Origin of the sequence: Sphingobium wenxiniae, assembly GCF_007830065.1 — a bacterium.
Classification (GTDB): Bacteria; Pseudomonadota; Alphaproteobacteria; order Sphingomonadales; family Sphingomonadaceae; genus Sphingobium; species Sphingobium wenxiniae.
Map to the genome: position 1 here is coordinate 327,668 of NZ_VLKK01000004.1, position 10,928 is coordinate 338,595.

General features: G+C 62.5%; 9 protein-coding genes and 1 tRNA gene. 4 read left to right on the top strand and 6 right to left on the bottom strand.

Annotated features, from left to right (window positions below):
- Nucleotide 1: 1 nt before the first annotated feature.
- From IQ35_RS07955 to IQ35_RS07965, 3 genes are all read left to right on the top strand, one after another.
- Complete coding sequence (locus IQ35_RS07955; RefSeq protein ID WP_158636619.1) at nucleotides 2-556, top strand: hypothetical protein; 555 nt, start codon at nucleotides 2-4, stop codon at nucleotides 554-556.
- The gene (rpoC, locus tag IQ35_RS07960; RefSeq protein WP_021247208.1) at nucleotides 553-4,809 is read left to right on the top strand and encodes a DNA-directed RNA polymerase subunit beta'; all 4,257 of its coding nucleotides are present in this window, start codon (nucleotides 553-555) and stop codon (nucleotides 4,807-4,809) included. Before IQ35_RS07955 ends, rpoC begins: the two co-directional genes overlap by 4 nt.
- 208 nt (nucleotides 4,810-5,017) lie before the next feature.
- A tRNA-Gln gene (locus IQ35_RS07965) sits at nucleotides 5,018-5,091 on the top strand.
- A 166-nt stretch (nucleotides 5,092-5,257) separates the two neighbouring features.
- Here the strand turns inward: IQ35_RS07965 and IQ35_RS07970 are convergent.
- The 5 genes from IQ35_RS07970 to IQ35_RS07990 are packed head-to-tail and all read right to left on the bottom strand — an operon-like array spanning nucleotide 5,258 to nucleotide 8,836.
- The gene (locus tag IQ35_RS07970) at nucleotides 5,258-5,587 is read right to left on the bottom strand and encodes a phage head closure protein (protein ID WP_145072521.1); all 330 of its coding nucleotides are present in this window, start codon (nucleotides 5,585-5,587) and stop codon (nucleotides 5,258-5,260) included.
- Nucleotides 5,587-5,856: a head-tail connector protein gene (locus IQ35_RS07975; RefSeq protein WP_145072523.1), complete on the bottom strand. Its 270-nt coding sequence runs from the start codon at nucleotides 5,854-5,856 to the stop codon at nucleotides 5,587-5,589. The genes IQ35_RS07970 and IQ35_RS07975 overlap by 1 nt, the downstream gene beginning before the upstream one ends.
- Nucleotides 5,849-7,063 carry a phage portal protein gene (locus IQ35_RS07980; protein WP_145072525.1) on the bottom strand — a complete coding sequence of 405 codons (1,215 nt, stop codon included), beginning with the start codon at nucleotides 7,061-7,063 and terminating at the stop codon, nucleotides 5,849-5,851. Before IQ35_RS07980 ends, IQ35_RS07975 begins: the two co-directional genes overlap by 8 nt.
- Entirely contained in the window at nucleotides 7,050-7,595 is a 546-nt protein-coding gene (locus tag IQ35_RS07985) for an HK97 family phage prohead protease (RefSeq protein WP_145072527.1), read from the bottom strand. The genes IQ35_RS07980 and IQ35_RS07985 overlap by 14 nt, the downstream gene beginning before the upstream one ends.
- Nucleotides 7,595-8,836 (bottom strand): phage major capsid protein, encoded by a 1,242-nt coding sequence (locus tag IQ35_RS07990; RefSeq protein WP_145072529.1) that lies wholly within the window; start codon nucleotides 8,834-8,836, stop codon nucleotides 7,595-7,597. Before IQ35_RS07990 ends, IQ35_RS07985 begins: the two co-directional genes overlap by 1 nt.
- Before the next feature lie 95 nt (nucleotides 8,837-8,931).
- On the opposite strand from IQ35_RS07990, the gene IQ35_RS07995 reads away from it, so the two are divergent.
- Nucleotides 8,932-9,270, top strand: a complete 339-nt coding sequence (locus IQ35_RS07995; RefSeq protein ID WP_199739926.1) for a hypothetical protein — start codon at nucleotides 8,932-8,934, stop codon at nucleotides 9,268-9,270.
- Here the strand turns inward: IQ35_RS07995 and IQ35_RS08000 are convergent.
- A complete protein-coding gene (locus tag IQ35_RS08000) occupies nucleotides 9,267-10,853 on the bottom strand; it encodes a terminase large subunit (protein ID WP_145072531.1) in 1,587 nt (528 codons plus the stop codon). The genes IQ35_RS07995 and IQ35_RS08000 overlap by 4 nt on opposite strands.
- Nucleotides 10,854-10,928: the final 75 nt, after the last annotated feature.

Here is a 10,928-nt window from a genome sequence, read left to right on the forward strand (position 1 = left end):
GTTGTCGCGGGTTTCTGACACTAATCTCAATCCGGTTTTCCGCCAGTTGGTGGAAAACTCGGATTGTGTCTGCATCGAAGCCAATGGAAATGCCCTAGGCAGGTCTGAGCGCATTGAAAAGGACGGTGTTATCCTCCGCTATTTCTCAGAAGTCGGAGGATCGGATCAGATGTTTGACGCAAGGTCTACCGCTCTGGTTCGCGCTGAGAATAACTTGACGGTGGTTCCTAGCTTCAAACGCGCCTTTTCGGATCTGGGCCTAAAATTCGCAGGCAGCGACATGGATTTTAAAACAGTAGATCAAAACTTCGAGGCAGTGAGGGTTTATCTTGGCGACAAAGATAGTCTGTTAGCGCGCCTGAGAGAGCAGGTGGAATTGTTGCGTATTGGGCGCGTCCATGGAGCGGGCGCAGTGCGGAGGTTTACCGCAGGTATTCGCGACAAGCTTTTCGCACAGCAAATGGCGAAGGTTGATGAGACTTATCGACAAGACGCGCGGGACCAACTGCCGAAATATGAACAAGCAATAGAATCTCTTTCGAGGAATTCGAAATGAACGAACTGACCAACTTCGCGAACCCCGTCCAGAAGGCGGAGACCTTCGACCAGATCCAGATCGGCCTTGCCTCGCCTGAGCGCATCCGGTCCTGGTCCTTCGGCGAGATCAAGAAGCCGGAAACCATCAACTACCGCACGTTCAAGCCCGAACGCGACGGCCTGTTCTGCGCGCGCATCTTCGGTCCGATCAAGGACTACGAATGCCTGTGCGGCAAGTACAAGCGCATGAAGTACAAGGGCATCGTCTGCGAAAAGTGCGGTGTCGAAGTCACGGTGTCGAAGGTCCGCCGCGAGCGGATGGGGCATATCGAACTGGCCGCGCCGGTCGCGCATATCTGGTTCCTGAAGTCGCTGCCCAGCCGCATCGGCCTGCTGCTCGACATGCAGCTCAAGCAGCTTGAGCGCGTGCTCTATTTCGAAAGCTACATCGTCACCGAGCCGGGCCTGACCCCGCTGGAGAAGTTCCAGCTTCTGACAGAGGACGAACTGCTCGACGCGCAGGACGAATATGGCGAGGACGCCTTCACCGCCGGGATCGGCGCGGAAGCGGTCAAGCAGATGCTGATGGATCTCGACCTGGAAGGCGAGAAGGTCGCGCTGCTCGACGAGCTTGCCACCACCAAGTCGGAACTCAAGCCCAAGAAGATCATCAAGCGGCTCAAGGTCGTCGAGAGCTTCCTGGAATCGGGCAACCGGCCGGAATGGATGATCCTGGACGTGGTGCCGGTCATCCCGCCCGAACTGCGCCCGTTGGTGCCGCTGGACGGCGGCCGCTTCGCGACGTCGGACCTCAATGACCTCTACCGCCGCGTCATCAACCGTAACAACCGCCTGAAGCGGCTGATGGAACTGCGCGCGCCGGACATCATCGTCCGCAACGAAAAGCGCATGTTGCAGGAAGCCGTCGACGCCCTGTTCGACAATGGCCGTCGCGGCCGTGTCATCACCGGCGCGAACAAGCGTCCGCTCAAGTCGCTGTCCGACATGCTCAAGGGCAAGCAGGGCCGCTTCCGCCAGAACCTGCTCGGCAAGCGCGTCGACTATTCGGGTCGTTCGGTCATCGTGACCGGTCCCGAACTCAAGCTGCACCAGTGCGGCCTGCCCAAGAAGATGGCGCTCGAACTGTTCAAGCCCTTCATCTACGCGCGGCTTGACGCCAAGGGTCTCAGCATGACCCTCAAGCAGGCGAAGAAGTGGGTCGAGAAGGAGCGCAAGGAAGTCTGGGACATCCTGGACGAAGTGATCCGCGAGCATCCGGTCATGCTGAACCGTGCGCCGACACTGCACCGTCTGGGCATCCAGGCGTTCGAACCCGTGCTGATCGAAGGCAAGGCGATCCAGCTTCACCCGCTGGTCTGCTCGGCGTTCAACGCGGACTTCGACGGCGACCAGATGGCCGTGCACGTTCCCCTGAGCCTTGAGGCCCAGCTGGAAGCGCGCGTGCTGATGATGTCGACCAACAACATCCTCAGCCCCGCGAACGGCAAGCCGATCATCGTCCCCTCGCAGGACATGGTGCTGGGTATCTATTACCTGTCCATGGAACGCGAAGGCGAGCCGGGTGAAGGCATGCTGCTGGCCGACATGCAGGAAGTGCATCAGGCGCTCTTCGCCAAGGCGGTGACGCTGCACACGAAGATCACCAGCCGCGTGCCGCAGACCGACGAAGCCGGCAATCAGTATATGAAGCGCTTCGAGACGACGCCGGGTCGCATGCTGCTGGGCGAGTGCCTGCCCAAGAGCCACAAGGTGCCCTTCGACGTCGTCAACCGCCTTCTCACCAAGAAGGAAATCGGGGACGTCATCGATCAGGTCTATCGCCACACCGGCCAGAAGGACACGGTGCTGTTTGCCGACGCGATCATGGCGCTGGGCTTCCGCCACGCGTTCCAGGCGGGCATTTCGTTCGGCAAGGACGACATGGTCATCCCCGATTCCAAGGAAGGAACCGTTGCGGAAACCAAGGCGCTGGTGGCTGATTATGAACAGCAATATCAGGACGGCCTGATCACCCAGCAGGAAAAGTACAACAAGGTGATCGACGCCTGGAGCCGTTGCGGCGACGTGGTCGCGAACGCCATGATGGACGAAATCCGCGCCCAGCCCAAGGACCCGCAGACCGGCCGTCTGGCCCCGATCAACTCCATCTACATGATGGCGCACTCGGGTGCGCGTGGTTCGCAGGCCCAGATGAAGCAGCTTGCCGGTATGCGCGGCCTCATGGCCAAGCCGAGCGGCGAGATCATCGAAACGCCGATCATCTCGAACTTCAAGGAAGGCCTCACCGTCCTTGAATATTTCAACTCCACCCACGGCGCCCGCAAGGGCCTGGCCGACACCGCGCTCAAGACGGCGAACTCGGGCTACCTGACCCGTCGTCTGGTCGACGTGTCGCAGGACTGCACCGTTGTCGAGGAGGATTGCGGCACCGAAAAGGCGCTGGAGATGAAGGCCATCATCCAGGGCGGCTCCGTCATCGCATCGCTGGGCGAGCGCATCCTGGGCCGCACCACGGCGCAGGATATCGTCGACACGAAGGACGGCAGCGTCGTGGTTCCGGTCGGCACCCTGCTGGACGAAGCTCTGGTGGCCGAGATCGAAGCCATCGGCACACAGGCGGTGAAGATTCGCAGTCCGCTGATCTGCGAAAGCAAGATGGGCGTTTGCGCCAAGTGCTACGGCCGCGACCTGGCTCGCGGCACGCCGGTCAACATCGGTGAAGCGGTCGGCGTCATCGCGGCGCAGTCCATCGGCGAACCGGGCACGCAGCTCACCATGCGGACCTTCCACATCGGCGGCGCGGCGAACTTCAACGAAACGTCGAACCTGGAAGCCGTGTCCGACGGTACGCTGGAACTGCGCGACATGCCGACGATCACCGATAAGAACGGTCGCCGCCTGTCGCTCGCCCGCAACGGCGAGATCGCGATCATCGACAGCGAGGGCCGCGAACGCGCGACCCATCGCCTGCCCTATGGCGCGACCGTTCTGTTCGCGGACGGCGCGCCGGTGAAGCAGGGCGACCGCATCGCGGAATGGGACCCCTTCACCATGCCGGTCATCACCGAAAAACCGGGCATCGTGAAGTATCAGGACCTGATCGACGGCAAGACGCTGACCGAACAGACCGACGAAGCCACCGGCATCGCCCAGCGCGTCGTCACCGAGCATCGCGGTTCCGCCCGCACGAAGGAGGATCTGCGTCCGCGTCTTACCCTGCTGGACGACGAATCCGGCGAGGCCGCCCGCTACATGCTGGCGGTGGGCGCCACCCTGTCGGTCGATGACGGGGCGCAGGTGCAGGCCGGCGACGTGCTGGCGCGCGTCTCTCGCGAAGCCGCGAAGACCCGCGACATCACCGGCGGTCTGCCCCGCGTCGCCGAACTGTTCGAAGCCCGCAAGCCCAAGGACAATGCGATCATTGCCAAGGTGTCGGGCCGCGTCCAGTTCCTCAAGGACTATAAGGCGAAGCGCAAGATCGCCATCGTCCCCGAGGATGGCGGCGAGCCGGTCGAATATCTGATCCCCAAGAGCAAGGTGATCGACGTTCAGGAAGGCGACTATGTGAAGCGCGGCGACAACCTGATCGGCGGTTCGCCCGACCCGCATGACATTCTGGAAGTGCTCGGCATCGAGCCGCTGGCCGAATATCTGGTCGCGGAAATCCAGGAAGTCTATCGCTTGCAGGGCGTGAAGATCAACGACAAGCACATCGAAACGATCGTTCGCCAGATGCTGCAGAAGGTCGAGATCATCGAATCCGGCGACACCACGCTGCTGGTGGGCGAGCAGGTCGACCGCGAGGAAATGGACGAGATCAACAGCAAGCTCGCGCCGGGTTTCCAGCCCGCCGCTGGCAAGCCGGTGCTGCTGGGCATCACCAAGGCCTCGCTCCAGACCCGTTCCTTCATCTCGGCCGCGTCCTTCCAGGAAACGACCCGCGTCCTCACGGAAGCGGCGGTTCAGGGCAAGAAGGACACGCTGGTCGGCCTCAAGGAAAACGTCATCGTCGGCCGCCTGATCCCGGCGGGCACGGGCGCCGGCATGAACCGGATGCGCGTCGCCGCCTCGTCACGCGACGCTGCGCTGCGGGCCGCTCTGCGGGCGTCGAGTCAGGTCGACCTGATCGCGCCCAAATCGGCTGCCGAGGAACATGCCGCCGAACTGGCGCAAGGCCCGGAAGCGGCGATCGGCGACGATCCGCTGGGCGTTGTCCAGGGTGAGGACTTCACCACGCAGGATCTGGATTGAATTGTCCGGAGGGGCCGCTTCCCACGAGGAAGCGGCCCCCTTGCTTGGTTCCCAAGGATTGATTTTATCTATCCGGCAGTGTCCTTGCCTTTAAATCGCGATAGTCATTTTGACGATTGACCCCCACATGCGGGTGCGAAAGTCCCTTGACCGCTTCTGAAACCGCGCTTATTTGCGGCCTCCCAAGCGGAGACTATTCCGCCTTTGATGCCCGATCGTCTAAAGGTAAGACTACGGACTCTGACTCCGTCAATTGAGGTTCGAATCCTCATCGGGCATCCAAACTTTACCAAGCAAAATCAGTAACTTGATCTCAGCCGCGGCCGATTTGCGCTCAGATTTCATGTGCCAACGGTGTGACGCGGTTTTCCTAGCTTTTCCGCCGTTTTCCGCGACCTAGCGGCGGCTCCGTGGCACATGGATGGCACATGAGAATAGGCCAGCAGGGCTATGTGCTTAGTTCCTCGGCCATCAGCTCGATGCCTTCCCGGTAGCCAAGCTCTGCCGGTCCCGCGATGATCTCCAGCGTCCGCCCGTCGATGATAAGGCGCATGGTCATGTCCACGTCATCCCGCCAGCGCATCCGAACGCGAGCGGGCCGACGCGCCAGATTGATGACCTCGGCCATATCCTCGCCCCGGCTCGGTAGAATGTCCTGCACTTCAGCCCATACCGTCACCATCGGTTCCCAGGCAACGATAGGCGTTCCATACATCGGGTCTTGTGATTCGACGCGATGCTGGATCGTCACACGCCGGTTGAGCCTTCCCGCGTCCATCAGACCTCCAGCGCCCGCAACGGGGTCAGCATCGGCAACTCCCCCTTGCCCGGTTCCAGACTATCCCGCTGGTCAAACATGACGCCCACGCGGGTCAGGACGGCCAGCTTGATCCGCGCCGGGGTTTCCCCCTCGCCATCCCAACCGCTCGCCACGTCGCGCACGGCATCGGACGCCGCCGCGATCATCATGGCGATGGCCGTATCCTCATCGTCATGGATGACGCGCAGGTGCAGCTTTGCTTCTGCAAGGGTGACAAGATCAGACATGGGACTGTTCTCCCTGATTCTCGATCACCTGTTTCCCGTCGTCTGGATTCGCCGGACTACGGACGCCAGCAGGTTCCTCCTTGCGCGGGTTCCAGCCCTCAATCTGGCGAACTTCGTTGGCATCCAGCACCTTGTTCCGCAGCGCGATCTCATGCGCCTGCCAGCGGGTTTGCGGATCGCCGCGAAGGAAGCCGGACAGGTCCAGTTCCAGTTCGTAGGGGCCATTGGTCGGGAACACAGACCGGGCAAATTCCGCCTCGATCTTCCGTGCCCATGGGGCCAGCGTGAACATGGCGAACCAGCGACCCGCCGTCTCGCTGTTCGTGAAAGTGTTGTGGCTATAGTCCTGCACCAGCGGCGGCGGCACCTGAAACAGGCGGCAGATTTCTTCCGTGCCGAATTTCCGGGTTTCCAGCAGTTCGCTATCTTCCGGGGACAGGGACACGCCGTTCCACTTCATGCCGCCATCCAACACCAGCGTCGAACCGGCATTGCCTGCCCCGCCGTGGCGGCTCTGGAAGCCTTCCCGCAGTTCCTTGCGCTGATCGGGCTTCATGGTGCCGGGAACCTCGATCCAGCCGCTGGGGGACGCCCCGTTGGCGAGAAAGGCACTGGCATGGCTGTTGGCAAGCTGGACAGCCTCAACGGCGCTGGCGGCCCGCGAGAGACGCGACACGCCGATCTTGCCGTCATCGGTGCGGTCGCGAAGGTGGATGACTTCACCGGCCAGCAGGCGGCGCACATGCCCGCGCCCGTCCGACACGTCATAGGCCAGTCGCCCGCTCGCCAGTTCCGCGACCGTCACCATGCCCCACGGGATATAGGCGAGGCCCGCAAGCTGCCCGTTGCCGGATCGGATGATCTCGGCAAGGCCGTTGCCGGTCAGCAGCGTGGAGGCGACCAGATGGCCGATGAACTCCGGCCAGGTCATGCCTTCGTTTACGCCATTGACGGTCAGGCGGCGCAGGGGATGGCTCAAAGCCTCGATCCTGTTTTCGCCCTCCAGCCGATAGACCAGCGCCGGGATGCTGGCGAGGCTGTCCGCGATGACATTCACGCAACCCAGCACCGCGCTCATATTCTCGGCATAGCGTGCCGACACGCCTGCATGATAGCCGATGCCGGGGGCCAGCGCCGCCCATGACGGGTCGCTGGCGTCGCGGCGTTCATAGCCCAGCCGGGACAGGAAGCGGTCAGCCAATCGCACGGGCCACCTCTGCGAGAATGAGGGACCGGCGGCGGCGCAGGCTATGGTCATCATGGCCACGGCTTCGCAGCGCGATCTCTGTATCGGGATAGGCGGGCCATGCCTGCACGATGCTGATCTCTTTCAGATCGACCGTCCGCAGGGTCCGCGTTTCGCCCTGCCAGCTTTCGCCGCCCTTGGGGACCGTGAAGCCGAAGGACATGCCGCCCAGATCATTGCGGTGGGCCAGTTCCAGCACGTCACGGCCAGCCTGCGTGTCGGGAAGGTCGAGCGAGAAGGCGAGGCCCCTGCTATCCTCAGACAGGCGCAGTGTGCCCGAACGGGTGCGGCCCAGCACGTTGCCGGGGTCATGATCCAGCAGCGCCAGGATATCGCTCGACAGTGCCGAACGGAACGCGCCGGGGGCAATGCGCTCCCGGAACGCGCCAAGGTTCGCCTCCGCGTTGAAGGTGGCGGCATACCCTTCGATACGCCGCCCGGCGGTGCGGACCTCCGTGAAGGCCCGCCGCTCGATGGATGCCGCCGCGCTCATCAGGGCGTCACCACTTCCGGCATGGCCGGGGTCGCGGTGGTCACGTCCTCGACCGATACGAACGCCTTGGGATGGCGCACCGCGCAATCGACCGTCGCCATGGCGCGGATCATGACATTGCCCTTGCTGTAGGCCGTCGATTCAAACGGGTTCACAAGGATGTCGATTTCCGACCAGATGCCGATCAGCAGTTCCGACCAGTCGCCGTAGATCATGCCATGTTCGGCGCCGGGGGTGCCGCCCAGCGTCTTGGGCACCTGATTGGAGAAGGTCGCGGACACGCCGCCCAGCACCTTGTCAATGCCGATGGGCAGGCCGTTGGCATCCAGCGCCTTAGCGGCGATCTTGCGGATTTCCGGGGTGGTTAGCAGGCCACGCGATGCGCCGACATTCGCCACGTCCGCCAGCGCGACGGCATCGGCTACCGCATCGAACAGCGAAGCCGGGGCGGTCACTTTCTGAATACCGGTCGTTTCCAGCACGCCCTTGGGTTCATTCGTGCCGCCGCCCCTGATCGCAGCGCGGTCGATCGCCAGCGCGAGATTGCGGGCCAGCATCTGGCGCAACAGGCTTTCCACGTCCGGGCTGGCCTGCATCAGCATGTTACGCGACCATTCCGACAGCGCGCCCGCGTGCTTGGGCGACAGGGTGATGGCGTCAAAGTCGGCGTCGTCGGCGGTGAGCGCGCTGTTCTCCGCAACCCAGCCGATAGCGGGGCTATCCGTCTCGCGGGGGATGGAGAGATTGCCGGTCAGGCCCGACAGGACGCGCGCACCCATGCCGCGAACGACGCTGGAGGCGACCAGGGCGCTGATATACTGATCCGGGCGATGCTCGGTCGGGACCAGTTCGGAGCCGGCGGCGGTGGTCAGGACACGGGTTTCAAAGCACTCGGTCGGGATGAACACGCCCTCGGCATTGCGCCCGGCGCGCTTCGCCAATTCGGTCTGCACCTCGCGTTCAAAGCCCCAATCGACCGCCAGCCCCGCAGCGCCCGCGATGGCGCGTCCGATGTGGAACCGGGAACGGATTTCGCTGGTCAGCTTGTTGTCGCCATTTATCGGCGTGCCGATCTCGGTGCGGTCGGCGGCGTCGATCTTGCGCTGGCGATCCAGCTTGGCGTCGAGCGCCCGCAGTTCGCTATCCGCCGCCTCGAAAGCCGCATTGTCGTCGGTTTCGTGGGCGGCGTTCATGCGAGCGACGATCCCCGCCCGCTGTTCGATCATGTCACTCGTTTTCACTGCTATGCTCCATGTTGAATTAGGACAGCATAGCTTACCCTATATAGGGCCGTATCGGAACTAAATAATTCGTAGCGTTCTGCATATGGGCCCATATGATCCAGCAGCCAACTATCGGAGATTCTTGCGTGAATAAGCCAACGACTGATGAAATAACCGTGCGCCTCTACAAGCAGATGGAGGATGGAAAATGGGAGGATTTCCAGCAGGATTACGGCCTGGAAGATTTCGCGGGTTTTCTACCTGCTGTAGGCGACATGATCCTTGAACCGGGAGTGTTGCAGGGGCTGGACCGCTACAAGGCCGAGAATCGCAAAATGCTTACGGTCGTGCAGCGCATCTTCAATCCTCGCGACCTTCCGAACTATGTCGTCCTGGTGGTGACAGAGCATACCCCCGAAGGCCGCGAAGCGACGGCGGTATCTATTCGCTAAAGCCACATCAGCCCTTCGCCCTTGTAGACTTGCGGCCCTTCATCGGTCGCCGCAAGTCCGCAGGCCATTATTGCCGCGACCAACCCATCGATCCGGTCCAGCGACTTCGCCTTGGTCGGCTTGCGGTTGCCTGCCGGGTCCGGCTCCACGATCACGTTACCGGCCTGCCAGCGCAGCAGCGGATTGTTGTTGTGCTGCATCCGGCGATCCAGCAGCGCCCGCTCAAAGGCATCCACGGCAGGGGCATAGCTTTTGAACCCCGGCACGAACTCCACCAGGGGAAGGTCTATGCCCTCGTCCGACAGCAGCTTGCCCAAGTCCTCGAAGCGCCAGCGGTCGAACGCAATGCCCTGCACGTCATAGGACTGCCTGATCTCGGCAAGCTGGCGCGCAATGGCAACGCGATCAGTAGCGCGGCCCACGGTCCTTTCCATCCAGCCTTCATCGGCCCAGCGGTCATAGGGCACGCGATCACGCTCGACGCGCTCGCCTATCGTGTCGGCAGGAACCCAATGCCAGACCAGCAGCTTGCCTTCGTCGGGGAAGTAGAGCGCCAGCGCCGTCAAGTCGCGCGTGCTGGACAGGTCGAGGCCCCCATAGCACCGCTTGCCCTCCAGTTCGGCGGGATTGAAGGGATCGCCATTGGCATCCCAATCCGCCTGTTCGATGAACCGGCCCTCCGCTGCAATGCGCTGATTGAGGTTCAGCAGGCGGAAGGCAGGGGCGAAGGATGGCGAGCGCATGGCCATGGCCGCAGCATCCGCAAATTCATCCTCGTTGAGGAACGCCCCCAATGCCGGGTTTGCCGCTGCCCACGCCTCGCGATCATCCAGCGCGCAATCGTCAGGGGCCGCATGAAGCTGGATATAGACCGATGGCGCCGGTTCCGCGTCCAGCATCTCAGACCAGAAATGCAGATCGTCCGCCGCCTGCGTGCTGATCGTGACGCCCAGGGCATGTTTGCGCTTCGCCATGCCCGTCCGCAGATTATCCCATAGTTCACGGGATCGCCATTGCGCCACCTCGTCCGCCACCCAGAAGGACGGGGCCAAGCCGTGGGCCTTGCGCGCGTCCGAAGTCAGCGCCCGCCAGATCGAGCCGCTTTCGTGGTCGGTGATTTCCTTGAACTGGTCGCGGATATTCACACGCGCAGCCATCCATGGGGTTTCGTAAATATAGGCGCAGACCATGCGATACAGGACCGCAGCCTGTTCGCGGTCGAGTGCGGCGGCATAGCACTCGCCATAGGGTTCCAGCATCGGCCCCATGAGGTGAGCCAGCGACAGACCGGCCAGCAGACCAGATTTGCCGTTGCCACGCGCCACAGACAGCGCAGCAAGACGCACCAGACGCTTGCCCTGATCGTCGCAGGGTTCATATATCCCGCGCACGAATTGCTCCTGAAACGCCAGCAATTCCATTTTCTCGCCAGCCTTGAGGCCCGACACGATGGGCAGGGTCCGCAGGAAGGCCAGCACCTTCTCCGCAGCCGGCATCCCCTCCTGTTCCCATGGGTGAGCAGCCGACACGGCCCGCGCAGCGACGGCTTTCAGGCGACCAGCGCCCGGACCCCTTGCACCCATTATAGGTTTCCTTTTGAAACTAACTGATTGTGAAGGTTCCACGGCGGTCCTGATCCGTCAGCCCTGAGCGATTTT